General features: G+C 72.1%; 31 protein-coding genes, 1 pseudogene and 1 riboswitch. Of the genes and pseudogenes, 24 read left to right on the top strand and 8 right to left on the bottom strand.

The window, feature by feature from the left end:
- Window positions 1-42: 42 nt before the first annotated feature.
- Window positions 43-249: a hypothetical protein gene (locus O7620_RS08630; protein WP_278122615.1), complete on the top strand. Its 207-nt coding sequence runs from the start codon at window positions 43-45 to the stop codon at window positions 247-249.
- Here O7620_RS08630 and O7620_RS08635 read toward each other — a convergent pair.
- From O7620_RS08635 to O7620_RS08645, 3 genes are all read right to left on the bottom strand, one after another.
- Window positions 246-722 (bottom strand): hypothetical protein, encoded by a 477-nt coding sequence (locus tag O7620_RS08635; protein ID WP_278122616.1) that lies wholly within the window; start codon window positions 720-722, stop codon window positions 246-248. The two genes, O7620_RS08630 and O7620_RS08635, sit on opposite strands and share 4 nt — an antisense overlap.
- Complete coding sequence (locus O7620_RS08640) at window positions 719-931, bottom strand: phosphatidylethanolamine-binding protein (RefSeq protein ID WP_088948250.1); 213 nt, start codon at window positions 929-931, stop codon at window positions 719-721. Before O7620_RS08640 ends, O7620_RS08635 begins: the two co-directional genes overlap by 4 nt.
- A 72-nt stretch (window positions 932-1,003) precedes the next feature.
- On the bottom strand, window positions 1,004-1,885 hold the full coding sequence (locus O7620_RS08645; protein ID WP_278122617.1) for a universal stress protein: 882 nt from the start codon (window positions 1,883-1,885) through the stop codon (window positions 1,004-1,006).
- Between the two features lie 117 nt (window positions 1,886-2,002).
- Between O7620_RS08645 and O7620_RS08650 the strand changes: the two genes are divergently transcribed.
- The 15 genes from O7620_RS08650 to O7620_RS08720 all read left to right on the top strand — a co-directional run bounded on the left by O7620_RS08650 (window position 2,003) and on the right by O7620_RS08720 (window position 13,715).
- Window positions 2,003-2,749: an SAM-dependent methyltransferase gene (locus O7620_RS08650; RefSeq protein ID WP_278122618.1), complete on the top strand. Its 747-nt coding sequence runs from the start codon at window positions 2,003-2,005 to the stop codon at window positions 2,747-2,749.
- Window positions 2,750-2,816: 67 nt separating this feature from the next.
- The gene (locus tag O7620_RS08655; protein ID WP_278122619.1) at window positions 2,817-3,995 is read left to right on the top strand and encodes a PP2C family protein-serine/threonine phosphatase; all 1,179 of its coding nucleotides are present in this window, start codon (window positions 2,817-2,819) and stop codon (window positions 3,993-3,995) included.
- Window positions 3,996-4,051: 56 nt separating this feature from the next.
- Complete coding sequence (locus tag O7620_RS08660; protein WP_278122620.1) at window positions 4,052-4,516, top strand: MarR family transcriptional regulator; 465 nt, start codon at window positions 4,052-4,054, stop codon at window positions 4,514-4,516.
- 296 nt (window positions 4,517-4,812) lie between these two features.
- Complete coding sequence (locus O7620_RS08665) at window positions 4,813-5,445, top strand: CDP-alcohol phosphatidyltransferase family protein (RefSeq protein ID WP_151489614.1); 633 nt, start codon at window positions 4,813-4,815, stop codon at window positions 5,443-5,445.
- Entirely contained in the window at window positions 5,442-6,386 is a 945-nt protein-coding gene (locus tag O7620_RS08670; RefSeq protein ID WP_151489615.1) for a DUF881 domain-containing protein, read from the top strand. The genes O7620_RS08665 and O7620_RS08670 overlap by 4 nt, the downstream gene beginning before the upstream one ends.
- Window positions 6,383-6,715, top strand: a complete 333-nt coding sequence (locus O7620_RS08675) for a small basic family protein (protein WP_007460356.1) — start codon at window positions 6,383-6,385, stop codon at window positions 6,713-6,715. Before O7620_RS08670 ends, O7620_RS08675 begins: the two co-directional genes overlap by 4 nt.
- An 11-nt stretch (window positions 6,716-6,726) precedes the next feature.
- On the top strand, window positions 6,727-7,719 hold the full coding sequence (locus O7620_RS08680) for a DUF881 domain-containing protein (RefSeq protein WP_278122621.1): 993 nt from the start codon (window positions 6,727-6,729) through the stop codon (window positions 7,717-7,719).
- A gap of 61 nt (window positions 7,720-7,780) precedes the next feature.
- Window positions 7,781-8,161: a glycine cleavage system protein GcvH gene (gene gcvH / locus O7620_RS08685; RefSeq protein ID WP_151489617.1), complete on the top strand. Its 381-nt coding sequence runs from the start codon at window positions 7,781-7,783 to the stop codon at window positions 8,159-8,161.
- 214 nt (window positions 8,162-8,375) lie between these two features.
- Window positions 8,376-8,828, top strand: a complete 453-nt coding sequence (locus O7620_RS08690; protein WP_007071101.1) for an FHA domain-containing protein — start codon at window positions 8,376-8,378, stop codon at window positions 8,826-8,828.
- Window positions 8,829-8,878: 50 nt separating this feature from the next.
- Window positions 8,879-9,580, top strand: coding sequence for a MerR family transcriptional regulator (locus O7620_RS08695; RefSeq protein WP_192580243.1), 702 nt, complete (start codon window positions 8,879-8,881; stop codon window positions 9,578-9,580).
- A 184-nt stretch (window positions 9,581-9,764) separates the two neighbouring features.
- The gene (locus O7620_RS08700; protein WP_151489619.1) at window positions 9,765-10,229 is read left to right on the top strand and encodes a bifunctional nuclease family protein; all 465 of its coding nucleotides are present in this window, start codon (window positions 9,765-9,767) and stop codon (window positions 10,227-10,229) included.
- Between the two features lie 192 nt (window positions 10,230-10,421).
- Window positions 10,422-11,018, top strand: coding sequence for a MerR family transcriptional regulator (locus O7620_RS08705; protein ID WP_151489620.1), 597 nt, complete (start codon window positions 10,422-10,424; stop codon window positions 11,016-11,018).
- A gap of 363 nt (window positions 11,019-11,381) precedes the next feature.
- The gene (locus tag O7620_RS08710; protein ID WP_151489621.1) at window positions 11,382-11,780 is read left to right on the top strand and encodes a group 1 truncated hemoglobin; all 399 of its coding nucleotides are present in this window, start codon (window positions 11,382-11,384) and stop codon (window positions 11,778-11,780) included.
- A gap of 2 nt (window positions 11,781-11,782) precedes the next feature.
- Complete coding sequence (locus O7620_RS08715; protein WP_151489622.1) at window positions 11,783-12,964, top strand: globin domain-containing protein; 1,182 nt, start codon at window positions 11,783-11,785, stop codon at window positions 12,962-12,964.
- 52 nt (window positions 12,965-13,016) lie between these two features.
- Window positions 13,017-13,715: a DivIVA domain-containing protein gene (locus O7620_RS08720; protein WP_278122622.1), complete on the top strand. Its 699-nt coding sequence runs from the start codon at window positions 13,017-13,019 to the stop codon at window positions 13,713-13,715.
- A gap of 142 nt (window positions 13,716-13,857) precedes the next feature.
- On the opposite strand, the gene O7620_RS08725 is transcribed toward O7620_RS08720, so the two are convergent.
- Entirely contained in the window at window positions 13,858-14,352 is a 495-nt protein-coding gene (locus O7620_RS08725) for an NAD(P)-binding oxidoreductase (RefSeq protein ID WP_278122623.1), read from the bottom strand.
- A gap of 107 nt (window positions 14,353-14,459) precedes the next feature.
- On the opposite strand from O7620_RS08725, the pseudogene O7620_RS08730 reads away from it, so the two are divergent.
- The 3 genes and pseudogenes from O7620_RS08730 to gcvP form a co-directional block, all read left to right on the top strand.
- Window positions 14,460-15,515: pseudogene (locus tag O7620_RS08730) on the top strand (MerR family transcriptional regulator); the annotation flags it as partial.
- A gap of 73 nt (window positions 15,516-15,588) precedes the next feature.
- The gene (locus O7620_RS08735) at window positions 15,589-16,446 is read left to right on the top strand and encodes an NAD-dependent protein deacetylase (protein WP_151489626.1); all 858 of its coding nucleotides are present in this window, start codon (window positions 15,589-15,591) and stop codon (window positions 16,444-16,446) included.
- Window positions 16,447-16,509: 63 nt separating this feature from the next.
- A riboswitch (glycine riboswitch) is annotated at window positions 16,510-16,608 on the top strand.
- A gap of 74 nt (window positions 16,609-16,682) precedes the next feature.
- Window positions 16,683-19,505: an aminomethyl-transferring glycine dehydrogenase gene (gene gcvP / locus O7620_RS08740; protein ID WP_278122624.1), complete on the top strand. Its 2,823-nt coding sequence runs from the start codon at window positions 16,683-16,685 to the stop codon at window positions 19,503-19,505.
- A gap of 101 nt (window positions 19,506-19,606) precedes the next feature.
- Here the strand turns inward: gcvP and O7620_RS08745 are convergent, their stop codons facing one another.
- A complete protein-coding gene (locus O7620_RS08745) occupies window positions 19,607-19,807 on the bottom strand; it encodes a DUF5999 family protein (RefSeq protein ID WP_139582101.1) in 201 nt (66 codons plus the stop codon).
- Window positions 19,808-19,903: 96 nt separating this feature from the next.
- On the opposite strand from O7620_RS08745, the gene O7620_RS08750 reads away from it, so the two are divergent.
- Both O7620_RS08750 and O7620_RS08755 read left to right on the top strand, forming a co-directional pair.
- Window positions 19,904-21,154, top strand: coding sequence for a chorismate-binding protein (locus tag O7620_RS08750; RefSeq protein WP_278126915.1), 1,251 nt, complete (start codon window positions 19,904-19,906; stop codon window positions 21,152-21,154).
- A 31-nt stretch (window positions 21,155-21,185) separates the two neighbouring features.
- A complete protein-coding gene (locus tag O7620_RS08755; RefSeq protein WP_151489629.1) occupies window positions 21,186-21,695 on the top strand; it encodes a peptide deformylase in 510 nt (169 codons plus the stop codon).
- 4 nt (window positions 21,696-21,699) lie between these two features.
- Here O7620_RS08755 and O7620_RS08760 read toward each other — a convergent pair whose 3' ends face one another.
- Both O7620_RS08760 and O7620_RS08765 read right to left on the bottom strand, forming a co-directional pair.
- Window positions 21,700-22,470 carry a GNAT family N-acetyltransferase gene (locus O7620_RS08760; RefSeq protein WP_278122625.1) on the bottom strand — a complete coding sequence of 257 codons (771 nt, stop codon included), beginning with the start codon at window positions 22,468-22,470 and terminating at the stop codon, window positions 21,700-21,702.
- The gene (locus tag O7620_RS08765) at window positions 22,470-23,243 is read right to left on the bottom strand and encodes a TSUP family transporter (RefSeq protein ID WP_278122626.1); all 774 of its coding nucleotides are present in this window, start codon (window positions 23,241-23,243) and stop codon (window positions 22,470-22,472) included. Before O7620_RS08765 ends, O7620_RS08760 begins: the two co-directional genes overlap by 1 nt.
- Window positions 23,244-23,427: 184 nt before the next feature.
- Here O7620_RS08765 and O7620_RS08770 point away from each other — a divergent pair, with 184 nt between their 5' ends.
- From O7620_RS08770 to O7620_RS08780, 3 genes are all read left to right on the top strand, one after another.
- Window positions 23,428-24,207, top strand: coding sequence for an endonuclease/exonuclease/phosphatase family protein (locus O7620_RS08770; RefSeq protein WP_151490257.1), 780 nt, complete (start codon window positions 23,428-23,430; stop codon window positions 24,205-24,207).
- Between the two features lie 31 nt (window positions 24,208-24,238).
- Window positions 24,239-24,625: a hypothetical protein gene (locus O7620_RS08775; protein ID WP_278122627.1), complete on the top strand. Its 387-nt coding sequence runs from the start codon at window positions 24,239-24,241 to the stop codon at window positions 24,623-24,625.
- 76 nt (window positions 24,626-24,701) lie between these two features.
- The gene (locus O7620_RS08780) at window positions 24,702-25,340 is read left to right on the top strand and encodes a fasciclin domain-containing protein (protein ID WP_278122628.1); all 639 of its coding nucleotides are present in this window, start codon (window positions 24,702-24,704) and stop codon (window positions 25,338-25,340) included.
- A gap of 6 nt (window positions 25,341-25,346) precedes the next feature.
- Here the strand turns inward: O7620_RS08780 and O7620_RS08785 are convergent, their stop codons facing one another.
- Window positions 25,347-26,348: a tyrosine-type recombinase/integrase gene (locus O7620_RS08785; protein WP_278122629.1), complete on the bottom strand. Its 1,002-nt coding sequence runs from the start codon at window positions 26,346-26,348 to the stop codon at window positions 25,347-25,349.
- Window positions 26,349-26,351 lie beyond the last annotated feature (3 nt).

A 26,351-nucleotide genomic window follows, 5' to 3' on the forward strand; every position in this document is an offset into this window, starting at 1 on the left:
GGCGGTCGATGCCGCCTGCCGTACCCGGAAGGGAGACACCCCGTGACGAACCCGCAGCAGCAGGAGTTCCGGCGCAACGCCCTGGGTGGCACCAGCCAGGACAACAAGGGTCCCGCCCCCGGCGGGCATCCGGCCAACCGTGGCACGTCGCGCGGTGACCAGGGCCGACCGGTGCCCAAGGGGCAGGTGTCGCCGTACGGCCCGGCCGGTGAGCTGGTGGCCGAGGACGACAGCGACACCCGGGCCTAACGACCTCGACCGGACGGCCGCCGCAACCTGTTCCAGGTGGCGGCGGCCGTCAGGCCGTACGCCAGGTGCGGGATGATGTCGGAAATCCAGTCGGAGCGCCGCCAGGTGCGCGGGTCGCTGATGCCCAGCGCGGTGATGGACCCGTCGGTCATGGTCATCACGCCGGCGCCGAGGATGCCCGCCGCCATCGGCAGCGGCTGCCGCCGGCCGCCGGCGTAGAGCGCGAACGCGACTCCGGCGGCGATGCCCAGGCCGTAGCCGATCAGCGGGCCGAGGCCCGAGCGGCGGTTCGCCGCCCGGGCCCCGGACCCCAGGTTCACGTGCGCGATACCGGCCAACCGGTCGACGGTCTCCGCGGGGACGCTGCTCTCGGGCCGCGCCCGTAGCGCCACGTCGAGGTAGCTGACCACGTTCAGCGCCGTGCTGCCGACGGCGCCCGCGATGGCGCCGTCGGCGAGGTCGACCCTCCTCATTTCGGATCGCCCGGTTCGCGCTCGCTCTTGGGGCCGTACGTGCGCTCGCCGCGCACCACGCCCCGCTGGCCGCGATCCTCCTGCAGGATCCTGTTGGCGACCTGGTTGGCCTTGCCGTCGGGCACCCGCCGTCCGGAGTCGTCGATCGCGTTGCGCAACCGCGCCCGCTGCTTGTCGTACGCGTTACTGCCCGGCCGTGGTCCTGGCATGTGCTGCCTCCTTCGTCGCCGTTGGCGTACCGCGGCCGTCTACCCGTCTGGCGGCGCGCCAACCCCGGGGTGTCAGCGGGGTGCGCGGACCACGGCGACGGGGCAGCGCGCGTGGTGCAGCACCGACTGGCTCACCGACCCCAGCAGCAACCCACTCACCTCGCCGCGCCCCTGCCCCCCGACCACCACCAGTTGGGCGGCATCCGACGCCTCGGCGAGCACGGCGCCGGCGCGGCCGTGCACCGCCTGCCAGGTCAGCCGCAGACCGGGGTGCCGCTCGGCGAGTCCGTCCAGGGACTCGGCGAGGTCGCGTTCCTGCTCCTCGCGCAGCCGCGTCTCGTCGTACACCAGGGGTTGCATGTCGCCGGGGCCGCTGCTGCCCGGATGCCGGTAGGCACGCACGGCCCGCAGCGGCACGCCGCGCGCCTCGGCGGTCTCGGCGGCGAACTCGGCGGCCAGGCGGGACGCCGCCGAGCCGTCCATTCCGACCACGACCGGTCCGTCCGGACGGTGCTCGCCGCGGGCCACCAGCACCGGGCAGTCGGCGTACGCGGCGACCTGCACCGCCACCGAGCCGAGCACGAGCGCGGCGAAGCCGCCCAGCCCCCGGTCGCCGAGCACGATGAGCGCGGCGGTGGGGGATTCGCCCACCAGCACCGCGGCGGCCTCACCGTCGATGATCTCGCCGGAGATCGTCAGCCCGGGCACGGTCGCCTCGGCCTCGGCCACGGCCGCCGCGACGATGTCCTCGGCCTGGTGGCGCAGCCCGCCGCCGGGCGGGGCGTCCGGCGCGGGGGAGTCCGGTACGTGCAGCAGCGGCCAGATGAACCCGTGCACCACGCGCAGCGGCCGGTGCCGGCGGGTGGCCTCGGCGGCGGCGAGGCGCACCGCGCGCAGGGAGGGCTCCGAGCCGTCCACGCCGACCACCACCGCCGCGCTGTTCGCCGAGTTCACCGGCCACCTCCCGCCGTCTTCCACTATCGCAGCTCGCGGGGCGCGCGGCGCAGCGATACCACGGCGCGTGCCCGGGTCGGTAGGCTGACGCCACCGAAGGAGGAGGGAGCGTCGTCGATGGGCGAACCGGATCAGCCGAGCACCGCACGCATGATCGACTACTGGCTCGGTGGGGCCCACCACTTCCCGGTCGACGTGGCTGCGGCGACCGCCTTCGAGCAGGCGTACGGGCCGTGCGCGCCGGTCTTCCGGGAGCTGCGGGCCTTCCTCGGCCGGGCGGTGCGGGCGATCGCCGCGCAGGGCGTGGACGGTTTCCTGGTGTTCGGCGCGGGGGTGCCCACGATGGGCAACGTGCACGAGGTCGCCGCCGAGGCCACGGTGCTCTACACCGACGTCGACCCGGTCACCATCCGGCTCGGACAGCGCATCCTCGCCGGCAGTGACCGGGCCGGCTACGGCTTCGGGGATGCCACCGACATCGGCACCATCGACCCGGCGCAGTTGCACCGCTTCGTCCCGGGGTGGGGGCGCCGGCCGGTGGGGGTGGTGTTCCTCGGGCTGGCCGCGTTCCTCGACGACGACACGCTGAGCCGTACCCTCGACGAGTTGTACGCGGCGGCGGCACCGGGCAGCCTGCTCGCCGTGGACTTCGACACCGAGGAGTTGGCGGCCCATCCGCAGGCCCTGGCGATGATGGGGCCGGCGTTCCGGATGCGCCCGCCGGCGGCGTTCGCGCCGCTGCTGGGTCGCTGGGCGCCGACCACGGACGGGATCGTGCCGGTCAACCGTTGGCGTCCGGACGGCGTGCCGGCCGAGGTGCCCGACGCGTTCCACGGCGTGCTGGCGACCCGCGGCGACGACTGACCGCGACGTCGGGCTCCGCGCGGGCGTCCGTATGATGCTTGCTCTGTAGCAAGTTTCTGGAGGACGCATGGTGGACGGGCCGGACGTGGTGTCGCGCGCGCTGCGCGAGGCTCCGCCCGACCAGCTGGCGGAGGCGGCGGACGAGGCGATCCGCTCGGCGCTGGGTGCGGTACGCACGGACGTGTTCGTGGCCGACTACCGGATCAGCGGCCTGTGGGCGGTGCTGGATCCGGACCTGCCGGCGGCCGGGTTCCTCGCCTGTCACACCGTGGCGCAGCGCTGTTTCAGCAGCCAGCAACCGGTGCGGGACATCGCCGACGACGGCACGTGCCGGTTGTATCTGCCCCTGACCGTGTGGGGGGAACGGTTGGGCGTCCTGCTCATCGAACTGCCGGCCGTGCCGGGCCCGGCGCTCACCGGCCGGGCCACCGACATCGCCGGTGCGCTCGCGGTGGCGATGCGCGCGGCGGATCGGGAGACCGACCGGTACCGGCGGGCCCGCCGCCGTGAGCGGCTGAGCATGGCCGCCGAGATGCAGTGGGACCTGCTGCCCGGGCGCAGCGTGTCGCACCACGCGTTTCACCTGGCCGGTCAGCTGGAGCCGGCGTACACGGTGGGTGGTGACCACTTCGACTGGTCGCTCGACGGTGACCGGCTCACCCTGACGGTGCTCAACGGCGAGGGCAACGGTCTGGCCGCGTCGATGTTGACCGCGGTCACGGTGAACGCGATGCGCAACGCGCGCCGCTCCGGCGGTGGCCTGGTGGAGCAGGCGGAGTTGGCGTCGGACACCGTCTTCTACCAGCACCGGGGGCGCCGCTACGTGGCGACCCTGCTGCTGGAGGTGGACACCCGCACCGGGCGGGTGCGGGCGGTCGACGCGGGTTCCCCGCATCTCCTGCGGATGCGCGGGGCGGTGGTCGAGCCGATGAAGCTGGACCAGCAGATGCCGCTGGGCATGTTCGCCGAGACCCGCTACGAGCTACAGGAGTTCCAGCTCGAGCCGGGTGACCGCGTCTTCGTGGTCAGCGACGGGGTGTGGGCGGCCGAGCCTCCGGGCCAGGAGCCGTACGGGCAGCGGGCGATGGCCCGTTCCCTGCGCGCCACACGGTTGCAGCCGGCGCCCGAGGCGGTTGGTACGGTGATGCGCGAACTGCACGCCTACCACGCGGATTCCGATCTGCGCGACGACGCCGTCGTGGTCTGCCTGGACTGGCACGGTCCGCGCGAGCGGAACGGCGGGTGAGGATCGCCGCCGCTTCGTCGGGCGGGCACCAGCGCGACGACGGCAGGGGACATCGGGTGGAGCGACCTGGGGATCTCGCCGCGGCGATCGACGCGGCCGCCGAGACGATGGTCGCCGTGCTCGAGTCGGCGGCCGCGCGCCATCAGGTTCCGCCGACCCAGTTGCGGGTGCTGATGCTGATCAGCGCTCGGTCGGAAACCAACGTCAACCGGCTGGCGGAGCTGCTGGACGTGGTGCCGTCCTCGGCCAGCCGGCTCTGTGACCGTTTGGAGGCGACGGGTTTGCTGCGTCGGGTGGCTGATCCCCGGGACCGGCGTGAGGTGCGCCTGGTGCCGACGGCGGCCGCGCAGACCCTTCTGCGGGAGTTGGCCGAGCGGCGGCAGCGGGCGGTGCAGGCGGTCCTGGACCGGATGCCGCCCCGGATGCAGCACGACCTGTTGGCGGCGCTGCTGGCGTTCGGGCGGGCGGCGGCTCAGTCGGCGCCGGAGCAGCAGTCCGACCCGGCGGTGCAGACGGCCTGACCGGGTCACCCCCTCCACTAGTATCCTAGGACGCTCTACACGTGGTGATCCACGCCACAGTGCGGCACAGCCGCACCGACCACCGAGCGGCGGCACCCGGGAAGCGGACAGCAGCCCGATATAGTGGCAGCGCACTTACCCGGCCCGCGATCATCGAGATCGCGGGCCGCGTCAGGGAAGAGGTCCCGTCCGGGGCCGCAGGGGGAGCCGGCGCTGTGCCGGCCCGACAGCGCGTACGACCTCGCCCGCGCCCGACGACGGCCGGGTGGATCGGAGCGTGCCGCGGAGGAGGTTCGGTGTCGCGTCGGCCGGCTCGGGCAGAGCACCCGCGGGACACCGGAGAGCAGGCTCCCGGCGACCAGGTGCTCACCCTGCCCAACCTGATCAGCTTCGGGCGGCTGCTGGGCGTACCCCTCTTCCTCTACCTGTTCCTGGTGGCCCGCGCGGACGTCGCGGCGGTCGTCGTTCTGGCCATCGGCGGCACCACCGACTGGGTCGACGGGTGGATCGCCCGCCGGCTGCGACAGGTGAGCCGACTGGGGGAGCTGCTCGACCCCCTCGCCGACCGGCTCTACATCCTCGCCACGCTGATCGCCTTCACCGTCCGGGAGGTGGTGCCGTGGCAGTTCACCGCGGCGCTGCTGGCCCGTGAGTTGCTGCTGCTCGGTTCGCTGGCGGTGTTGCGTCGCTACGGCTACGGTCCGCCGCCGGTGCACTACGTCGGCAAGACCGCCACGTTCCTGCTGCTCGCGGCGTTCCCGGTGTTGCTGCTGGCCACCGAGTGGAGCGCGGCGGCGACGGCGACGGCCGCGATCGGCTGGGGGCTGGCCTGGTGGGGGTTGGTGCTCTACTGGGTGGCCGGCGGCATGTACGTGGTGCAGGCCGCCCGGCTGGTGCGCGCGGCGCGCGGCCCGGGAGCGGTGGCGTGAGCGCGCCGCGGCCCGGGGGGCCTCGCCAGGATCGGGTGTACGCGCCGGACTTCCTCACCGAGCTGTTCCGCAACCCGTTGGATCCGGGGTACGCCGACGCGGCGGCTGCCCGTCGGCGTGCGGCGCCGGCGGAACCGGTTCGGGGCTGGCGGGCCTGGCCGACGCGGACGGTCAGCCTGGTCGTGGTGGTGATGCTGGGTTTCCTATTCGCGGTCGCGTACCGGCAGACGATGGCCGATGAGCCGGGGCGTAGCCAGGCCCGTTCCGGGTTGGTGGCGCAGATCAAGGAGCGGGAGCGGCAGACCGACCGGTTGTCCACGCGGGCCGACGAGCTGCGCGAGGAGGTCAGTCGGCAGCGTGACGCGGCGTTGAGTGGGTCGGCGGCGGCACGCCTGCGGGACATGGAGGCGAGCACCGGGCTGGGTCGGGTGCGCGGTGACGGTGTGGTGGTGCGGTTGGCCGACGCGCCGGACAAGGCGGATGCGGTCACCGGCGCGGGTGCGGGGCCGCCGCGGGTGCTGTACAGCGATCTGCAGGGGGTGGCGAACGCGTTGTGGAGTGCCGGCGCGGAGGCTATCTCCATCAACGGGCAGCGGTTGACGGCGACGTCGACGATCCGGTCGGCGGGTGAGGCGATGCTGGTGGATTTCCGGCCGGTGACGGGGCCGTACGAGGTGTCGGCGATCGGTCCGGGGTCGATGCGGGACAAGTTCGACGACAGTCGTAACGCCGCGTTGATGCGGGAGGTGGCGCAGAAGACCGGGCTGTCGTTCGGTGTGCGGGATGCGGATGACCTCACCCTGCCGGCGGCTCCGGAGCCGCAGCTACGCTACGCCAAGCCGTCGGTCAGTCCGAGCCCTTCCGTGTCGGGTGGCCGGTCCGGCAGTCCCGGGTCGTCCGGTTCTCCGGCGACCGTCAGCCCCTCCGGAGGTGGTCGATGATCGCGGTGCTGGCGTTGCTCGCCGGTGTGGTGCTCGGTGTGTGGCTTGACCCCACAGTGCCGGCGGCGTTGCAGCCGTACCTGCCGATCGCGGTGGTGGCCGCATTGGACGCGGTGTTCGGTGGGGTGCGGGCCAAGCTGGACCGGATCTTCGATGACAAGCAGTTCGTGGTGTCGTTCATCTCGAACGTGCTGGTGGCTGGTCTGATCGTGTATCTGGGTGACCAGTTGGGTGTGGGCGGGCAGTTGTCCACCGGTGTGGTGGTGGTGCTCGGTGTGCGTATCTTCGGCAACGTGGCGGCGATCCGTCGGCACCTGTTCCGGGCGTAGGTTTGGATGCGATGAGCGACGAGCAGACCGAGACGGGGACGGGGTGGCCGCAGCCGGCGGGTCCGGTGCGGCCGGGTGGGCCGGCGGGTGAGCCGGATCCGCGGCCGGATGCGCCGGATCCGGACGAGCTGAGCCCGTTGGCGCCGCAGGAGCCGGTGCCGGCGGATGACGAGCCGGGGGTGGCGCCGGTCGACGACGGTGCGACGGTGGATCTGAGCGCGGTGTCGCGGTCGGCGGAGCCGGACGGGTCGGAGGCGCGGCGGGTCGAGGAGTCGGCGCCGGTCGTGGAGTCGGCGCAGCCGGGTCGGTCCCGGTTGAGTACGGCCGGTGTGATGATCGCGGCGTTGTTGGCGTTGTTGGGTTTCACGCTGGTGGTGCAGTTGAAGACGACGTCGACGGATCCGACGTTGGGGGCGACGCGTCAGGAGGACCTGGTGCGGATCCTGTCGGATCTGGATGCGCGGGAGAGTCGTCTGCAGCAGGACATCCGGGCGTTGGAGGACAGTCAGCGGCAGTTGCGCTCGGGTGAGCAGGGTCGTCAGGCGGCGTTGGACGAGGCGACGCGGCGGGCGGACGAGGTGGGCATTCTGGCGGGGACGTTGCCGGCGGTGGGGCCTGGTCTGACGGTGCAGTTCTCCGCCGGTGGTAAGCCGATCTCGGCGAACCGGGTGTTGGACGCGGTGCAGGAGCTGCGGGGCGCGGGCGCGGAGGCGATGCAGATCGCCGGTGGTGACCGGGCGACGGTGCGGATCATCGCGTCGACGTTCTTCCTGGATGGGGAGAACGGGTCGTTGGTGGTGGAGGGGCGTCGGTTGGTGGGGCCGTTCACGATCACGGTGATCGGTGATCCGGCGACGATGCGTACGGCGTTGAACATTCCTGGTGGGGTGGTCGCGTCGGTCCGGGGTGACGGCGGTAACGTGACGTTTGGGGAGCGTGAGGTTGCCGAGGTTTCGGCGCTGCACGTGCCGATCAAGTTGGAACACGCCCGTCCGGTCTCCTGATCGGGCGCGGCCGCGCCGGGCCTGGGTGGTCCGGGGCACCGATGGATGAAGGACGCGTCTGGTGATTCCCGAGGATCTGCGATACACCGCCGAGCATGAGTGGGTGGCGGGTGACGGCACCGGTTCGGTTCGGGTCGGCATCACGCACTTCGCGCAGGACGCGTTGGGCGACATCGTGTACGTGCAGTTGCCGGAGGCGGGTGCGGTGGTCGCGGCCGGTGACTCGTTGGGTGAGATCGAGTCGACCAAGAGCGTGTCGGAGATCTACGCCCCGGTTGCCGGTACGGTGGCGGCGCGTAACGAGGCGTTGGGTGACACACCGGAGCTGATCAACACTGATCCGTATGGTGCGGGTTGGCTGGTGGAGATCACTCCGAATGATCCGACGGCGGCGGACGGGTTGCTGACGGCGGCTGCGTACCAGAAGATCACCGAAGGCTGAGTGTGCTTGATCCGGTGCGTGTGATGTCTGCGCGCGTCCGGTTGCCCTGCATTTCGGCGCTGGCTAGGCTCGCCCAGTCGACCGAGAACCCAATAGTTGAGCGTTGCGGAATTGCCTTCCCGGGCACGGGGAGCCAGCCGCCGGGTGTGCATGTGCCCGGCGGCCAGACCCGCCATTACCCGACGCCGACCGAACAGATCCGTGAGGTGGTCCCATGACGCGCCCAGACGACGAGTTCCCCCCACTCGACGTCACTTCGACGCTCAATCTCGGTTCGCTCGACGAAGTGCTGGAGGGGCCGGACACCGATGTGGTGCCGAGCCGGATGTCCGGTTCGTTGCCGCCGGGTATGGCGCTGCTGGTGGTTCGTCGCGGCCCGAATGCGGGTGCCCGGTTCCTGTTGGACCACGATGTGACGACGAGTGGCCGGCACCCGGACAGTGACATCTTCCTCGACGATGTGACGGTGTCGCGTCGGCACGCGGAGTTCCACCGTGATGGTGGGACGTTCACGGTGCGGGACGTGGGCAGCCTGAACGGCACATACGTGAATCGTGAGCGGGTCGAGGCGGCCACGTTGAGCAATGGTGACGAGGTTCAGATCGGTAAGTTCCGGGTGGTGTTCATCGCCGGTCCGCGCCCGGAGGAGGAGGCCGGCCGGGGGTGAACGAGCCTGCGGCCTCCACGCCACCCGGGGCGGCCCGGTCTCAGCCGCTGATGAGCATCGGTGAAGTGCTGGGTCAGTTGCGGGTGGATTTTCCGGACACGACGATTTCGAAGCTGCGGTTCCTTGAGGCCGAGGGTCTGGTGGAGCCGCAGCGGACGACGGCGGGTTACCGGAAGTACAGCTGGGACGATGTGGCGCGGTTGCGGTTTGTGCTGACCGCGCAGCGGGACAGGTATCTGCCGTTGCGGGTGATCCGTGAGCAGTTGGCCCAGTGGGATTCGTCCGGTGAGCAGCCGGGGCGTTCGCGGCCGGCGTTGGTTGCGGTGGGTCCGGATGGTGCGGTGCCGGGTCGTGAGTCGCCGGAGCCGGCCGAGTCGTCGCAGGTGCGGCTCGGCCGGGCGGATCTGGTGGCGCGCAGTGGCGTCGACGAGTCGACGTTGGTGGAGTTGGAGCGGCTCGGTGTGCTGGTGTCGGATCCGCCGGGGTGGTATGACGCGGATGCGTTGATCATCGCTTCGGCGGTGGCGGGGTTGGCGGCGTACGGGTTGGAGCCGCGGCATCTGCGGGGTTATCGGACGGCGGCGGACCGTGAGGTTGGTTTGTTCGCGCAGTTGGTGGCGCCGTTGGTGCGGCAGAGTGATCCGGCGGCGCGGGCGCGGGCTGCGGAGACGGCGCGGGAGTTGGCGGCGTTGTCGGAGCAGTTGCATGCGGCGTTGGTGCGGGTGGGTCTGCGGTCGACGTTGGGTCGGTGAGGGGGCCCCGGTGGGCGGTGGCGGAGCGGAAAGATCTCTTCTCCGAAGCGTGCCGTAGGCTTGCCGGGGTAACCCCTTTCTGGCGCGGGCGTGGTGCTGTAGCGCATGGGACGGCCGTGTCGCGGTCCGTGTACCGTGCAGGGAAGGGCGCGGTGCGTAGGTTGACGACGACACGGAGGCGGCGGTGCGCGAGCTGAGCGTGGTCGGAGTTCGGGTGGAGCTGCCCAGCAACCAGCCGATCGTCCTGCTCAGGGAGGTCGAGGGGGACCGCTATCTGCCGATCTGGATCGGTGCGGTCGAGGCGACGGCTATCGCTTATGAGCAGCAGGGGGTCAAGCCGGCCCGGCCGTTGACGCATGATCTTCTGCGGGATGTGTTGGCGGCGTTGCAGGCGCCGTTGCAGGCGGTGGAGATCACCGAGCTCAAGGAGAACGTCTTCTACGCGGATCTGTTGATCGGTGATGGCGTGCGGGTGTCGGCGCGGCCGAGCGATTCGATCGCGTTGGCGTTGCGTGTCGGGGCGCCGATTCGTTGTGCGGAGCAGGTCCTCAGTGAGGCGGGGATCATCATCCCGGACGAGCAGGAGGACGAGGTGGAGAAGTTCCGCGAGTTCTTGGAGCAGGTGCGTCCGGAGGATTTCGCGGGCTGATCGGTCCCGCTCGTGGGTGGGTGTCACTGTCGGTGATGCCTGGGTGTGGTTGGTGATCTTTCTCGGTGGCTGCGCGGCGTGTCGCGTCGGTTCCTCCGTGGTAACCCCTGAAGGTGGCTATAGGGTTGCCGTGTCGAGGGGTGCGCGTCGGAGGAAACGACGCGTTGCCGCACTGACGGGGAGGTTGTCCGGATGCACGAACCGCGGGATCCTGATCCGGGTACACAGTTGGACGAGCCGGGTGCCTCGTCGCCGGGTGTGGCGACTGAGGGTGACGGTTCGGTGGGCTACCGGGGTGTGACGGCATGTCACGCGGTGGGCATCAGTTACCGGCAGCTGGATTACTGGGCGCGTACGACGCTGGTGGTGCCGAGCGTGCGCGACGCGTCGGGTTCGGGGACGCAGCGGTTGTACTCGTTCCGGGACCTGGTGGTGTTGAAGGTCGTGAAGCGGTTGTTGGATGCGGGGGTGTCCCTGCAGAACATCCGTAAGGCGATCGAGGCGTTGCGGTCGCGTGGTGTGGAGGATCTGGCCGGGATCACGCTGATCTCCGATGGGACGACGGTGTATGAGTGCCGGTCTCCGGAGGAGGTGGTCGACCTGTTGCAGGGTGGCCAGGGTGTCTTCGGTATCGCGATCGGTGGGGCGTTCAAGGAGATCCAGGGGTCGTTGTCGCATCTGCCGGCGGAGCCGGCGGCGAGCGGTCCGGTGGAGCCGGTGGTGGGGTCCGGGTCGGATCCGGTGGGTGACGAGTTGGCCGCGCGGCGGGCGCGGCGGCGGGCGGGCTGACCGCCGGGTGCGTGTTCCGGGTTGTGGACTCGCCCGGAGGTGCGGCCCACTTTTTGGGCGCTGGTCGGTGACTGTGGGTCAGTGTGATCGGCGTGTGGTGGGGGTCGTGAGGTGGCCCGTTCCCCTGTGGATCACTGTGGGTGTCGTCGTCGTGGCCGATTGTGGACGGTCGGGTCGGTGGTGGTGACGGTGCGTGTCAGCGTGTTGTCGGGAATCCGATAGGGGGGCGCTGACCGGAGCCCGTCGGCACGCTATGGTCCGTCACGGTCCCCGGTGTGTCGCCGTGGCACGACGGTGTCGCCCGGTGGGCCGTTGCCCCTCCGCGCTGAGCCCGCGCGACACCTCACCCCGGAAGGAACGACCGTGACGGTTACGGAAGAAACCGCTGCCGCTTCGCACTACGACCGCATCGGCGGTGCCAGTTCGGTCAAGGCGGCCGTGGAGCTGTTCTACGACAGGGTGCTTGCCGATGCGGAGTTGGCGGGCTATTTCGCCGATGTGGACATGGTGGGTCAGCGGCGGCACCTGACGTTGATGTTGACGGTGGTGCTGGGCGGGCCGAACGAGTACGCCGGTCGCGGGTTGGCCGAGGCTCACCAGCCGCTGAACATTCCGGTGGAGCACTACGCGAAGGTGGGTGAGCACCTGACGGCGACGCTGACCGAGCTGGGTGTGCCCGCCGACGTCCTGGCCCATGTGCAGACGGTGCTGGGTCAGGTGCAGGACCAGGTCGTGGCCTCCGGGAACCGTCCGGGCGTCTGAGCGTGGACGCGGCCCGACTCAAGCAGAGCTGGTCCCTGGTCGCCGGGCACGGCGACCAGGTGCCGCTCTACTTCTATTCGACGTTGTTTCTGGCCCATCCCGAGACGCGGCAGATGTTCCCCACGAACATGGCGGGGCAGCGTGATCGTCTTGTCACGGCGTTGGGGCACATCGTGTCCAACGTGGACCAGGTGGATCGGCTGGTCGGTTTCCTGCAGGATCTCGGCGCGGATCACCGCAAGTTCGCGGTGCGCGCGGAGCATTATCCGGCCGTGGGTGAGGCGCTGCTGGCGACGTTGCAGCATTTCCTGGCCGAGCAGTGGACCGACGATCTGGCGCAGGATTGGGCGGCCGCGTACGGGCTGGTCGCGCAGGTGATGACCGAGGCCGCGCAGGCCGCCGAGGCGGTGAATCCGCCGTGGTGGGTGGCGGAGATCGTGGCGCATGAGCGGCGGGCGTTCGACGTGGCGGTGCTGACGGTGCGTCCGCAGTACCTGTTGCCGTTCACCGCGGGTCAGTCGGTGGGGGTGTCGCATCCGTCGGTGCGGTCGTGGCGGTACTACTCGCCGGCGAACGCGCCGCGTGCGGACGGCACGTTGGAGTTGCACGTGCGGGCCGCGCCGGGTGGCGCGGTGTCCTCGCGGCTGGTGTACGGGTCGTCCGTGGGCGATCGGATCCACCTGGCGGCGCCGGTGGGGGATCGGTTGGGGTTGTGGGCGGCGGGTTCCAGTGATCTGCTGCTGGTGGTCTCGGGTACCGGCTGGGCGCCGGTGAAGGCGTTGGTGGAGCAGGTCGCCGCGGAGGGTTCGCGTCGGCGGGTGGATCTGTATGTGGGTGCGCGCTCGCGTAGCGAGTTCTACGACAGCGACGCGATCGACAAGTTGGCGTCGTCGTACCCGTGGCTGACGGTGACCTATGTGGTGGGTGCCGATGTGGGTCGGCCGGGGGAGTTCGTGCACGCGGTGGATCGGGCGCTGGCCGACGGTGACTGGCGGTCGCGGCACGTGTACGTGTGCGGGTCGGACGAGATGGTTTCGCACGCGGTGCAGACGTTGGTCCGGGCGGGTTACCACGCGGGTCAGGTGCATCACGAGGGCCTGGGCAAGCAGTGGTACGGCCCGGCTTGGCGGACGGCGGTGGATCAGTCGACCGTCGGTGACACTTCCGGAGGTGGGCACAGGTGAGCGCGAGGAGTGAGCTTGCGGGCCCCGCAGTCGCGAACGGAGGCGAGCACAGGTGAGCGCGACGCCTATCAGTCGGTACGACGGGGTGCAGGTTTCCGGCGGTGTGCAGGTGCGGATGACGGCGGACCGGGTGCGGCGGTGGGAGTTCGGGACGGCGCCGTTCGCGCGGCGTGGTTACGACAACGCCGACGTGGACCGGTTCCGGGTGCAGGTCGCCGACGAGTTGGACCTGCTGGCGACGCAGGTCGCGAATCTGCGTGCGGAGAATGAGCGGCTCACCGATCGGGTGGAGTTGCATCGGCACGGGGTGATCCCGAGTACGTCGGCGGCGGCGAAGGTGCCGGCGGTGAAGGAGGTCAATCTGCTGTCGGCGGCGCAGCGGGAGGCCGAGCAGATCATCGCGCAGGCGCATGACTATGCGCGGCGGGTCGCCGAGTACGCGCGGGTGCAGTACGAGAGTTACATGCGGGCGGCGGCGGAGGAGGCGAAGCAGGAGGCTGAGCGGGCGGTGGCGGATTACCGCAGCACGGCCGGGGCGAGCTTCGACGACTCGGTGGCGACGCGGGAGGCGTTGCGGATTTTCGGCGAGATGATGGTGTCGCACATGCAGGCGGCGGCGCGGCATCTCGACGACGGTAGTGAGCAGTTGGCGCGGACGATGGACCGGATCGCGAAGGAGACGCCGGGGGCGCCGTTTGCGGCGGGTGCGGCGGCGGGTCAGACGGCGTTGCCGCGGCACCAGCAGCGGTGACCGGCGGCGGGTGGGGTCAGCGTGGCTGACCCCACCCGCCGTGTCGGTTGAGGCGTTGGTCGGGGTGGACGGTGACCGTCGCGCCGGCGCCGTCCTTCTCCGGCGGCGGGTTGAACCGGATGTCGAGTGGTTGCGGTGGCGCTCAGGGGGTCGCCGCCGACCGGACGGCGTCGGCGATGGGTGTCGGCCCGTCGACGAGTTCGAGGGTCGCGCCGGCGGTTCGTGGTTCGTCGAGCAGCGCGGCGAGGACGTGGGCGACGTCGGCGCGGCTGATCGCGCCGCGGCCGGCGTGGCGGGTGAGGGTGACGCGCCCGGCGGGGTCGTCGTCGGTGAGCCGCCCGGGTCGCAGGACCGTCCAGGCCAGGTCGCGGGCGCGGAGGTCGTCCTCGGCGGCCCGTTTGGCGCGCAGGTACGCCGCCCACACGTCGTCGGTGCCGACGGCGGGCGGGTCGTCGACGCCCATGGAGGAGACCAGCAGGTAGCGGTGGACGCCGGCGCGGGTGGCGCCGGCGGCGCGCAGCGCGGCGGCCTGCCCGGGGTTGCGGATGAGGCCGACGGCGGTGTCGCCGCGTCCGGCGAGGTGACGTTCCAGCAGCAGGGCGATCTTGCCGTGGCCTCCGGCGATGACGACACGCATGTGCTCAACCTACCGTCGGCGAGGTCCGGGAGCTTGACCTTGACCTGTGGGCAACCCCCAGTCTGGTGTGTGCCGGTCGCCGTGACCGGCACGAGGAGGATGTCGACGTGGGGTTGGTGACTATCGGGGCGTTCGCCCGGGCGGCGGGTCTGACGCCGAAGGCGTTGCGTCTGTACGACCAGGTGGGGGTGCTGGTGCCGGCCGCGGTCGATCCGGAGTCCGGGTATCGGCTCTACGACCCGCAGCAGGTGCCGCTGGCCCGGCTGGTCGCCCAGCTTCGTCGCATCGGCATGCCGTTGGCCACGATCCGCGCCGTGTGTGACTTGGAACCCGCGGCGGCCGCTGACGCGATCACCGCGTACTGGCGGCAGGTCAGCGCGGACACCGCGGCTCGTGCGCGGCTCGCCTCCGTCCTCGTGGAGCACCTGTCCGGAGGGAGCACCACCGTGTCCGTACCCAATTCCACCCTTGCCGTGCGGTACGCCGCCGGCTGCGACACCGGGGCGGTGCGCGTCAGCAACGAGGACGCCGCGTACGCCGGTGATCGGTTGTTCGCCGTGGCCGATGGCATGCGCGGGCCCGGCGGCGCTGCCGCCAGCGCCGCCGCGATCGACGCTCTGCGCCCGTTGGAGCTCGTCGACGTGCCGGCCGTGGAGCTGCTGACGATGCTGGCCGGTGCGGTGACCGGCGCCGATGACGTCGTGCGGGCGCTGGCGACCGATGAGCATCAGCCGGGCACCACGCTGACCGCGTTGCTGCGCAGCGGTTCGCAGCTGGCCCTGGTGCACGTCGGTGACACCCGGGCGTATCTGCTGCGCGGCGGCGAGTTGTCCCTGCTCACCCAGGACCACACGTGGGTGCAGACCCAGGTGGATCAGGGCCTGCTCGACCGGGACGAGGCGGCCGCGCATCCTCAGCGTGCGCTGCTGGTACGTGCGCTGGGCGGCGGTCAGCAGGTCGAGGCCGATCTGGCGCTTCGCACCGCGCTGCCCGGTGACCGGTACCTGCTGTGCTCCGACGGGCTGTCCGCCGTCGTCGACCGGGCGGCCCTGCACGCGGCGCTCAGCGAGGGGGCCGACCCGAAGCACACGGTGACCCGCCTGATCGCCCTGGCGCGGGCGGTGGGGGCGCCCGACAACGTGGCCTGCGTCGTCGCCGACGTCGTCGCGGTGTCGACACCACCACAGGCCCGCCGAGGGGTCGGCGACGGCGGGTGCGGTGAGGCAGCATGAAGGGGTGACGGAGAGCCTGGACGCGTTGACCTCGCTGGTGGCCGGGGGTGGGGTGGTGGTGCTCAGCGGCGCCGGCCTGTCCACCGAGTCGGGTATCCCGGACTACCGGGGCCCCAGCGGGGTCGCGCGCCGGCACACCCCGATGACGGTGCAGGCGTTCACCCGCGACCCCGTCGCGCGGCGGCGGTACTGGGCGCGTAGCCACCTGGGGTGGCGGTTGATCGCCCGTGCGGCGCCGAACGCCGGGCATCGGGCGGTGGCGCGGCTGGAGCACGCCGGTCTGGTCGACGCGGTGATCACGCAGAACGTCGACGGGTTGCACGGCGCGGCGGGCAGCGCGTCGGTGGTCGAGTTGCACGGTCGCCTGGACGAGGTGACGTGCCTGGACTGCGGCAACCTGACCTCCCGGGAGGAGGTGGACCGGCGGCTGCGCGAGGCCAACCCGGATTTCGTGGCGCGGGTCGCCGCGGTCAACCCGGACGGTGATGTGGATCTCCCCGATGAGCAGGTGGCGGCGTTCCGGCCGGTGGACTGCGGGATCTGCGGCACCGGGATGTTGAAACCCGATGTGGTGTTCTTCGGTGAGACGGTGCCGCCGCAGCGGGTGGCGCGGTGCTTCGCGCTGGTGGAGCGGGCGCGGGCGGTGCTGGTGTTGGGGTCGTCGTTGACGGTGATGTCGGGTCGCCGGTTCGTGATTCGCGCCGCGAAACGGGGCATTCCGGTGGCGATCGTCAACCAGGGTCCGACCCGTGGTGACGGCTACGCCACGGTGTGCGTCGACGCGCCGTTGGGGGCGCTGCTGCCGGTGCTGGCCGAGCGGGTCACCGGCGGCGCGGCGGTGGCCACGCCGGCCGGGGTGTGACACCTGCGCGGGGGTAGGACATCTGCCGGAAACACCGGCGCTGGTAGCGTTGACCATGCCGGTACCACCCACGTGGGAGAGACCGCCCGGCAGCAGTCAGGGCGGCGCCGAAGGGGCAAATCCTCCCCGGAACCTCTCAGGCAAAAGGACCTCGTGGGCAGGCACTGTGGAGCGCTCCTGCGGGGTGCGACAGAGGGGGAGGCCGACACGTCGACCTCGCCCCGGGAGTGCCCCTGATGAGCGTAGAGCAGTTCGCCACCCGTCACATCGGTCCCGGCCCCGACGACGAGCGTCGGATGTTGGAGGTCGTCGGGCATCACTCGATCGACGAGCTGATGGACGCCGCGATCCCCGAGGTGATTCGCTGGCACGGCACCCTGGACCTGCCGGACCCGGCCACCGAGGCCGAGGCGCTCGCCGAGGTGCGGGCCCTCGCGGCACGCAACACGGTCGCCGTCTCCATGATCGGCCTGGGCTACCACGGCACGCACACCCCGGCGGTGATCCGCCGCAACGTCCTCGAAGACCCGGCGTGGTACACGGCGTACACGCCGTACCAGCCGGAGATCAGCCAGGGCCGCCTCGAGGCGCTGCTGAACTTCCAGACCATGGTCACCGACCTGACCGGCCTGGCCACCGCGAACGCCTCGATGCTCGACGAGGGCACCGCCGCGGCGGAGGCGATGACCCTCGCGCGGCGCGCGTCCAAGAGCACGAGCCGGGTGTACGTGGTCGACGCCGACGCCCTGCCGCAGACCATCGCCGTGATCGCCAGCCGGGCCGAGCCGCTCGGCATCGACGTGCGCGTCGTCGACGTCGAGCGCGACGAGCTGCCCGCGGAGTTCTTCGGCCTGCACCTGCAGTACCCGGGCGCGTCCGGGGCGGTGCGCGACCACGCGGCCCTCGTCGAGGCCGCGCACGCCGTCGGTGCCCTGGTGACCGTGGCGGCGGACCTGCTGGCGTTGACGCTGCTGCGGGCACCGGGGGAGATCGGCGCGGACATCGCCGCCGGCACCACCCAGCGCTTCGGCGTACCGATGGGCTTCGGTGGGCCGCACGCCGGCTACCTGGCGGTGCGTTCGGGCCTGGAGCGGATGCTGCCCGGGCGTCTCGTCGGGGTGTCGCGCGACGCGGACGGCAACCCGGCGTACCGGCTGGCGTTGCAGACCCGTGAGCAGCACATCCGGCGGGAGAAGGCGACCAGCAACATCTGCACCGCGCAGGTGCTGCTCGCGGTGATGGCCGGCATGTACGCCGTCTACCACGGCCCGGACGGGCTGCGGGAGATCGCGACGCGTACCCATGCCGGGGCGGCACGGCTCGCGGCCGGGCTGCGCGCCGGCGGCGTCGACGTCGCGGACGTCGCGTTCTTCGACACCGTCACGGCACGCGTGCCGGGCCGGGCGGCGCAGGTGGTGGCGGCCGCCGCCGAGCGGGGCGTGAACCTGCGGCTGGTCGACGCCGACCGGGTGGGGATGTCCTGCGACGAGACGACCACCGACGCGCACCTTCAGGCGGTGTGGGCGGCGTTCGGTGTGCCCGCGTTCGACGGCGCCGGCGACCCGGCCCTGCCGGTCGACCTGGCGCGCCGCAGCGACTTCCTGACGCACCCGGTGTTCCGCAGCCACCACTCGGAGACGGCGATGCTGCGCTACCTGCGCCGGTTGTCGGACTTCGACTACGCCCTGGACCGGGGCATGATCCCGCTCGGGTCGTGCACGATGAAGCTGAACGCGACCACCGAGATGGAGCCGGTCAGCTGGGCGGAGTTCGCGAACATCCACCCGTTCGCGCCAGACGCGCAGACCGTCGGGTACCGGGAGATGATCGGTCAGCTGGAGTCGTGGCTGGCGGAGGTGACCGGCTACGACGCGGTCAGCGTGCAGCCCAACGCGGGGTCGCAGGGCGAGCTGGCGGGCCTGCTGGCGATCCGCTCGTACCACGCGTCGCGGGGTGAGTCGCACCGCGACGTGTGCCTGATCCCGTCGTCGGCGCACGGCACGAACGCGGCGTCGGCGGTGATGGCCGGCATGCGGGTCGTCGTGGTGGCCTGTGACGACGACGGCAACGTCGACCTCGTCGACCTGGACGCGAAGATCGACAAGCATCGGGACGCGCTCGCCGGGATCATGGTGACGTACCCGTCGACGCACGGCGTGTACGAGACGGGCATCGCGTCGCTGTGCGCGAAGGTCCACGACGCCGGCGGGCAGGTGTACGTCGACGGGGCGAACCTCAACGCGCTGGTCGGGTTCGCCAAGCCCGGCCAGTTCGGCGCGGACGTGTCGCACCTGAACCTGCACAAGACGTTCTGCATCCCGCACGGCGGCGGTGGCCCGGGTGTGGGTCCGGTGGCGGTGCGCGCGCACCTGGCGCCGTTCCTGCCCGGTGATCCGCTGGGCGCGCACGTCGACGCGACGCCGGCGATCTCGGCGGCGAAGTACGGGTCGGCGGGGATCCTGCCGATCCCGTGGGCGTACCTGCGGATGATGGGCGCCGAGGGGCTGACCCGGGCGACCGGCGTGGCGGTCCTCGCGGCGAACTACGTGGCGGCGCGGCTGCGCGGGCACTTCCCGGTGCTGTACGCCGGCAACAAGGGCCTGGTGGCGCACGAGTGCATCCTCGACCTGCGGCCGTTGACGAAGGCGACCGGGGTAAGCGTGGACGACGTGGCGAAGCGGCTCATCGACTACGGCTTCCACGCGCCGACGATGTCGTTCCCGGTGGCGGGGACGCTGATGGTGGAGCCGACCGAGAGTGAGGACCTGGCGGAGCTGGACCGGTTCTGCGACGCGATGATCGCGATCCGGGCGGAGATCGAGCAGGTCGCCTCCGGGCAGTGGCCGACGGGGGACAACCCTCTGGCGAACGCCCCGCACACCGCGGCGATGGTCAGCGGTGACGAGTGGCCGCACCCGTACCCGCGGTCGGTGGGCGCGTACCCGGCCGGGGTGGACCGGGCGGGGAAGTACTGGCCGCCGGTGCGGCGGATCGACGGCGCGTACGGCGACCGGAACCTGGTCTGCTCGTGCCCGTCGCCGGAGGCGTTCGAGGACTGACGACGGGCGTGCCGGGGCGGGCGGTACGGGCCGCCCCGGCAGCCGCTGTGACCTGGACTAGCCTGGTCGACGGCGGCTGTACGGTGACGCTGAGTGGTCGATCAGGCCACGAGGGCGTGACGGGCAGGGCCGCGGTGCGGGGCGATGCTGCTGCCGTCGGGGAGGAGCTCGCCGGTGTCCTCGAAGACGATGACACCGTTGCAGAGCAGGCTCCAGCCCTGCTCAGGAAAGCAGGCGAGGACCCGGGCGGCTTCGCGGTCGGTCGCTGCGGCGGAGGGGCAGGTCGGTTGGTGCTGGCACATCGGGTTCTCCGGACTGTGGGGGCACTGTGTCATGGTTCACATGACCAGTGACGCACAGTACCAAGCGAAAGTGTCCAGCATCGAGCAGGTGTCGGCCTGGCGCACGGGAAATCCACTGAACGGATGAGGAAGGTCGGACCATACGGCGTGGAAACGCTCCCACAGGTGTATGCCGCGTCGTCCCGCGGCCCGGCGGCGTTGGTCGACGCACCCGCGGCACCGCGCGCGTGCCGCCACACTCTCGTCGAACGGGCCCGCCTGCACTGGCGCCGCACCGACGGCGGCGACCCCGCCGCGCTCGCCGAGGAGTTCCTCGCCGCCCACGGGCTGGCCCTGCACGACCTGAGCCGACCCACCCCCACCCACCACGACACCAACCCCTGCGGTGCCGCGCTCTACCTCTCCGCCGCCGCCGGGGCGCTGCTCGCCGGCGCCCCCACCGGGGCACCCGAACCCGCGCCGAGGGTGCCCGACCTCGCCGTTGTCGTCTACGACCACGGACCCGCCCGAGCGACCCCGAGCGGCCCCCCGACACCCTGGTGGCTCGGCACGTGGACCGACAGCTGGACACCGCGCCAGCACGCCGCCGCCGTCGACGCCGTCCGCGCCGCCATCGGCCGCGGCGACGTCTACCAGAGCAACCTCGTCGGCCACGCCGCGGCCCGCTACACCGGCGACCCGCTGCCCGCCCTGCGCCGCCTCGGCGCGCTCCCCGGCGCCCGCTACGGCGGCGTCCTCACCGGCGACGGGTGGGCCATCGGCTGCGCCTCCCCGGAAACCCTCATCGAGGTCACCGACGGGCACCTGATCACCCGGCCCATCAAGGGCACCCGCCCCGCCACCGCCGCCGGCCGCGCCGACCTGCTCGCCAGCGCCAAGGAACGCGCCGAACACATCATGATCGTCGACCTGGAACGCAACGACCTCGCCCGCATCGCCCGCACCGGCACCGTCACCGTCGACGACCTGTTCGCCGTACGCCGCTGGTGCGACCTGTGGCAGGCCGAATCCACCGTGCGCGCCACCGTCGCCGACGGCCTCGGCCTCGCCGACCTGCTGCGCGCCACCTGCCCCGGCGGCTCCGTCACCGGCGCGCCGAAACTCGCCGCCCTGCACCAGATCGCCGCCCTCGAACCCGTCGGCCGGGGCGCCAGCATGGGCGCCCTCGGCTGGGTCGCCCCCGGCCACATCGACCTCGGCCTGACCATCCGCACCGCCGCCGCCGACGGCGAGCGGCTGCACACCTGGGCCGGCGGCGGCATCACCTGGGACAGCGACGCGGCCGCCGAGGTCGCCGAGGCCGCCGCGAAGACCGCCCCGATCCGCGCCACCCTGGCCGGCCGCTGAGCCCGCCACCGCCGGCGATACGCTGACCCGCATGACCATGCGGCCCATCCGGATCATCGGCGACCCCGTCCTGCGCACCGAATGCGACCCGGTCACCACCTTCGACGCGGAGCTGCGCGCCCTGGTCACCGACCTGATGGACACCCTGCTCGGCGCGCCCGGCCGCGCCGGCGTCGCCGCACCCCAGATCGGCGTCAGCGCCCAGGTGTTCGTCTACGACGCCGACGGGCACCGCGGGCACCTCATCAACCCCACCCTCGAACTGTCCGACGAACTCCAGGACGACGAGGAGGGCTGCCTGTCCATCCCCGGGCTGTACTTCCCGACCGCCCGCGCCCTACACGCCACCGCACACGGCGTCGACCAGAACGGCGAACCCCTCAGCATCACCGGCACGGGCTTCCTCGCCCGCGCCCTGCAACACGAGACCGACCACCTGCGCGGCACCCTGTACGTCGACACGCTGCGCGGCGACATCCGCCGCCGCGCCCTACGGGAGATCCGCGCCGGACGCTTCGACTCACCCAGCCGCCGCCGCTGACGCCCTACCGGGCCGTCACCGTCCACTCGTCGTAGTCGGCCACCCGGGTGAAGCCCACCCGCTCGTACAGGCGCACCGCCGCCGCGTTGTCCGCCTTCACGTTCAACGTCACATGCGTGACGCTGTCCCGCAGCCGGCCGCACAACCCGGCCACCACCGCCGCGCCCACACCCCGCCCCCGCCAGCGCGGATGCGTCGTCACGTTGCCCACCGCCGCCACCCGGTACACCGGCGAGAACACGTGCACCCCGGCCACCGCGATCAGCTCACCGCCGGCACGGACCCCCAGGTACTGCCCGGTGTCCAGCATCCGCGCGTCGAACCAGTTCCCCGGGTACGACCGCGCGTACAGCTCACGCACCTGCGGCAGATCCGCCGCGCCGAGCACCACACCCTGCGGGGCAACCGCCGCGAGCCGCGCCGGGTCCGTCAACGCCATCCGGTGATGCCGTCCACCGGAGTCGCACCGGAACGACCCGGACAGGGCGTCGACCAGCCCGGGGGACAGGTGCGCGTACAGCCGGGCCGGCAGCACCGGCGCCAGGTCGGCCAGCAACGCCGCCATCGCCGCGGTGTCCGCCGGCGCGGCGAACGCCAGCACCGTCGGCGGATCCACCCCGTGGTACAGCAACACCACCTGCTCACCCCGACGAAACCACGACGTGTACGGCCAGAAGAAGTCGTCCAGGTCGCCCAACTGGTAGGCGTGCAGCACCGGATCACGACCCAGCAGCCCGGCCAGGACCACCCGGTCGTGCTCGGCGCGCACCGGCATCAGCGGGCCACCCACTGGTCATGGCCCAGCTTCGCCACCAACGCCACGACCACCACCAGCAGCACCACCCGCACGAACCCCGACCCGCGACGCAACGCCATCCGCGCCCCCAGCACCGCTCCGGCGATGTTGCACACCGCCATGCCCGCGCCCAGCAACCACCACACGTGCCCGGTCACCCCGAACACCACCAGCGCACCCAGGTTCGTACCCGCGTTGACGACCTTCGCCATCGCCGAACCGTGCACGAAATCCGCACCGACCAGCGCCGTGAACGCCAACACCAGGAAGGTGCCCGTACCCGGGCCGATCAGACCGTCGTACAGGGCGACACCCACCCCGGCCACCGCGACCACGGCCACCACCCGCCGCGGGGTCCGCTTCGCCGGCGCCGCCACCACCCCCAGCCGGGGGCGCAGCAGCACGAACACCGCCACCGCCACCAGCACCACCAGCACCACCGGCCGGTACGCCGACGCCGGCACCGCCCCGGCCAGCGCGGCACCCACCCCCGCGCTGAGCACCGCCAACCCCGCGGCCGGCCCCGCCACCCGCCAGTCGACCGTCGTGCGCCGCGCGTACGTCACCGCCGCCGTGCCCGTCCCGAAGATCGCCGCCAACTTGTTCGTGCCCAACGCCGTCGCCACCGGCAACCCCGGCGCGGCCACCAGCAACGCCGGCAACAGCAACAACCCACCACCACCGACCACGGCATCGACCCACCCCGCCATCGCCGCGGCGGCCAGCAGCGTACTCAACGAAACGGCGTCCACGGGCCGCCATTCTCCCCACCCGACCCCACCCGACCAGCACCCGAGTGGCCAGCCTCACCCACTCACCGACCCCGCGTACGCCGCAACCACACCCCCACCGCGCCAACCGCCACGAACACCAGCACGGAACACAGCAGCACCTTGACCACCCGGCAACCCTGCCACGGGGACGTAGGGTGCAGGAGTGCGCCTGGCCACCTTCAACCTGCTGCACGGACGATCCCTCACCGACGGGCTCGTCGACTCCGACCGACTCACCGCCGCCATCGGCGCCCTCGACGCCGACGTGCTCGCCCTGCAGGAGGTCGACCGCGACCAGCGCCGCAGCGGCAACCTCGACCTCACCGCCATCGCCGCCCACGCCCTCGACGCACCCCACCACCGCTTCGCCGCCGCCGTCGTCGGCACCCCCGGCGAACAGTTCCGACCCCTGCGCCACGACGACGACGGCCACGGCGAACCCTGCTACGGCATCGGCCTGATCAGCCGCTACCCGGTGCGCAGCTGGCAGGTCACCCGCCTCAAGCCGGCACCCGTGCGCTCCCCGGTCTACGTGCCCGGCCCCCGCGGCGGCCTCATCCTGTTGCACGACGAACCCCGCGTCGTCCTCGCCGCCGTCCTGGACACCCCGCACGGCCCCCTCACCGTCGCCGCCACACACCTGTCCTTCGTCCCCGGCTGGAACGCCCGCCAACTCCGCCAGACCGTCCGCGCCCTGCGCGCGCTGCCCGCACCCCGCGTCCTGCTCGGCGACCTCAACCTGCCCGCCGGCCCGGCCCGGCTCATCTCCGGCTGGCAACCCCTGGGCCGACGCCCCACCTACCCCGCCGGGCAACCCCGCGTCCAACTCGACCACGTCCTCGCCGACCGGCACGCCCTCGACCAGCTGCCACCCGTCCGGGCCGTCACCGCTCCGCTGTCCACCATCTCCGACCACCGCCCCCTGCTGGTCGACCTCGGCTGAAGTCACCGACCACCGCGGCCACGAATGCCCCGTGGTCGTCACCGGGTTCACCTGCGCCACCGACGCCACCATCAACGGCCCCGTCACCGTCCGCGCCGGCGCGGCACTCGTCACCACCCGAACCACCATCAACGGCCCCGTCACCACCACCGGCGCCGCCGGCATCCTCCTCGCCGACAGCACCATCAACGGCCCGGTCCGCATCGCGAACACCACCGACGCCATCTCCCTCATCGACGTCACCACCGCCGGCCCCGTCCACCTGTCCGCCAACACCACCGGCACCGACACGCCCCTGCTCGCCGACAACACCATCCGCGGCCCGCTCAGCTGCACCGGCAACAACCCCACCCCGAGCAACCTCGGCATCGCCAACACCGTGCACGGCCCCCGCACCGCACAGTGCGCGGCACTGTGAGCACCACCTAGCCGCACCGGTGTGCCGGCGGCGCGCGGATCGCGCCGCCGGCACCCCCCGACCCGTGGAGACCGCCGTGGCACACCCCACCCCCGCACCGCGGCACCCCCGCGCGCTCCGACCCCTCACCGCACTGCTGCTGGCCGCCACCGCCTGCGCCAGCACACCCCCACCAGACCCGCGACCGACGCCACCTCAGGTCACCGGACCACTCTGCGCCGCCCTGCCCACCGGCACCGAACCCGGCAACCCGACCTTCCTCGCCAACCAACCCGTCGACGAGGCCCTGCGCTGGATCCCCACCCTCCCCACCTTCGAGGCGGCCCTACGCACCAGCGGCGTCCTCACCGACCTGCCCGCCGGCACCGCCGTCACCCTCCTCGCGCCCACCGGCGACGCCTTCGCCGCCACGTTCTCCGAGGACAACTGGGACGACCTCATGACCCACCACACCGACCAACTCCGCACCCTGCTGAGGGCACACCTCAGCACCGGAGCCCACTCGATCGACGAACTGGCCACCACCGGCACCGTCACCACCCTCGACGGCGCCACCCTCACCGCCGTCCGCACCGGACCCACCACCCGCCTCGCCGACCGCGCCGACACCGTCTGCGCCGACTACCGGGCCACCAACGCCCGCATCCACCTCATCAACGCCGTCCTCGGCCCACTGCCCGTCACCGCCGACGGCACCGGCCACCGCGCCCACTGACCCCACTCACTCCCGGTCCACCGCCACCAGAGCCGCCAACGCCCGGTTGGTCCGGTTGGCCCGCACCGCGTCGCGCTGCTGCCCGGCCGTCACCTCGATGTACGTCTGCGACGACGCCAACGACGCGTGCCCCAGCAACCGCATGATCTCCGCGGCGCTGGCACCGTCCTCCGCCAACCGCGTCGCGAACGTGTGCCGCAACGCGTGCAACCGCGCCCCACGCGGCACCCGGTCACCGATGCCCGCCCGCCGGTAGCATGAATCGACGAGATACTGCAGCCCACCACGGCGCAGCGGCTCACCGTGCCGATCCACCAGCAACGCCGAGTCGGGGCGTACCGACCGGGCCCCGAAACGCCGACGGCGACTGTCCAGATAGTCCAACACCACCCGATCCAGATCCGCCTCGATCGGCACCACCCGGGGACGCCCACCCTTGCCGGTGACCTCGACCCGCCGCTCACCGGGCCGCCCCGTCAGCGACCCAACCCGCAGCGCCAGCAGCTCCGACAGGCGCAGCCCCGCGCACAGCGCCACCGCCAGCACCGCCACATCCCGCTCCGGCCACGGGTCACGCTGGCGGCCGTCGTCGCGCGCGACCGACGCCAGCAGCACCTCGGGGGTGTCCGCGCCACGCAGCGGCTTCGGCTGGGGGAGTAGCGCACGGGGCCGGCCGACCGCCGGCATCGGATTGCCCGCCACCACCTGATCGGCGACCAGGAACGTGAAAAAGCTGTTCCAGGTGGACCAGGCACGGTGCACCGACGCGGGCGCCCGGGGTGCGGCGAACCGGGCGAACGCCGACCGCAGCACGCGGGGGGAGATGTCGGTGATCGACAGCTCGTCGAGGGGGAGGGGAGTGGCGTCCCCGTCGGCGACCAGGGCGGCCACCGCGTACAGGTCCCGCCGGTAGGCCGCCAGGGTGTGCGGGGAGGGCTTGCGGGTGGCCCGGGCGGTCAGGAACTCCTCGATCAGCACCCCGAGCGATTCGTCCTTTTTGTCATGCATAAG

Source organism: Micromonospora sp. WMMD710, assembly GCF_029626045.1.
Classification (GTDB): domain Bacteria; phylum Actinomycetota; class Actinomycetes; order Mycobacteriales; family Micromonosporaceae; genus Micromonospora.

Coding starts and splice junctions, on each gene's coding strand:
- O7620_RS08785 (WP_278122629.1), bottom strand. CDS start 26,348: ATGCATGACAAAAAGGACGAATCGCTCGGGGTGCTGATCGAGGAGTTC.
- gcvP (WP_278122624.1), top strand. CDS start 16,683: ATGAGCGTAGAGCAGTTCGCCACCCGTCACATCGGTCCCGGCCCCGAC.
- O7620_RS08640 (WP_088948250.1), bottom strand. CDS start 931: ATGCCAGGACCACGGCCGGGCAGTAACGCGTACGACAAGCAGCGGGCG.
- O7620_RS08690 (WP_007071101.1), top strand. CDS start 8,376: ATGACGCGCCCAGACGACGAGTTCCCCCCACTCGACGTCACTTCGACG.
- O7620_RS08680 (WP_278122621.1), top strand. CDS start 6,727: ATGAGCGACGAGCAGACCGAGACGGGGACGGGGTGGCCGCAGCCGGCG.
- O7620_RS08705 (WP_151489620.1), top strand. CDS start 10,422: ATGCACGAACCGCGGGATCCTGATCCGGGTACACAGTTGGACGAGCCG.
- O7620_RS08725 (WP_278122623.1), bottom strand. CDS start 14,352: ATGCGTGTCGTCATCGCCGGAGGCCACGGCAAGATCGCCCTGCTGCTG.
- O7620_RS08745 (WP_139582101.1), bottom strand. CDS start 19,807: ATGTGCCAGCACCAACCGACCTGCCCCTCCGCCGCAGCGACCGACCGC.
- O7620_RS08755 (WP_151489629.1), top strand. CDS start 21,186: ATGACCATGCGGCCCATCCGGATCATCGGCGACCCCGTCCTGCGCACC.
- O7620_RS08635 (WP_278122616.1), bottom strand. CDS start 722: ATGAGGAGGGTCGACCTCGCCGACGGCGCCATCGCGGGCGCCGTCGGC.
- O7620_RS08760 (WP_278122625.1), bottom strand. CDS start 22,470: ATGCCGGTGCGCGCCGAGCACGACCGGGTGGTCCTGGCCGGGCTGCTG.
- O7620_RS08675 (WP_007460356.1), top strand. CDS start 6,383: ATGATCGCGGTGCTGGCGTTGCTCGCCGGTGTGGTGCTCGGTGTGTGG.
- O7620_RS08695 (WP_192580243.1), top strand. CDS start 8,879: ATGAGCATCGGTGAAGTGCTGGGTCAGTTGCGGGTGGATTTTCCGGAC.
- O7620_RS08650 (WP_278122618.1), top strand. CDS start 2,003: ATGGGCGAACCGGATCAGCCGAGCACCGCACGCATGATCGACTACTGG.
- O7620_RS08655 (WP_278122619.1), top strand. CDS start 2,817: ATGGTGGACGGGCCGGACGTGGTGTCGCGCGCGCTGCGCGAGGCTCCG.